General features: G+C 58.3%; 1 protein-coding gene. It reads right to left on the reverse strand.

What is annotated here, in order from left to right:
- Positions 1-218: 218 nt before the first annotated feature.
- Positions 219-428 (reverse strand): hypothetical protein, encoded by a 210-nt coding sequence (locus AC1U89_RS24630; RefSeq protein WP_476884056.1) that lies wholly within the window; start codon positions 426-428, stop codon positions 219-221.
- Between the last annotated feature and the right edge of the window lie 102 nt (positions 429-530).

A 530-nucleotide genomic window follows, 5' to 3' on the forward strand; every position in this document is an offset into this window, starting at 1 on the left:
GGCAATGCCTCGCGCAAGCTGCCGTCCGAGCTCTCGGGCCGGGTCGAAGGTGGGGTCGTCGTGGTTTTTAGGCTCGTTCTGCTGTGGGGGGCCCTCGTTTCCTTCGTAGGACGGATTGTGTTTGTCGCTAGGGTTCTTGGCCATGATTGACCTTCTGGCGCTTTTTTGTAGACCGATGCGGTTTACATTCGGTCCGGCGGGGCGCCACCCGACGACTGTTACTCCGATGCGTCTCCCGACTCCCGATAGCCATCAAGCGTGGCGAGCAGCGCAGCCTTAGCGAGCTGTTGCTTGCTGATACCAAGCTCCTTGGCGATCTTCGTTGCGAGGCGATCGTCCTTGGACGACAAACGGAGCGAAATTACGGGACCGGACGAATCGCGATCCTTCAGCTCTTGAATCCTCTTGTTGAGGAATTCCGTAGCCACTACCTCGGGTCGCCTCCTTCAAGGGAAACGGCGGTGAAGCGACGTGCTGGAAATCCTCGTGGCCGTGCGGCCAATGTGATGTTCATCTGGTTCCTCCTATAT

The organism is Caulobacter sp. 05T431, assembly GCF_056665975.1.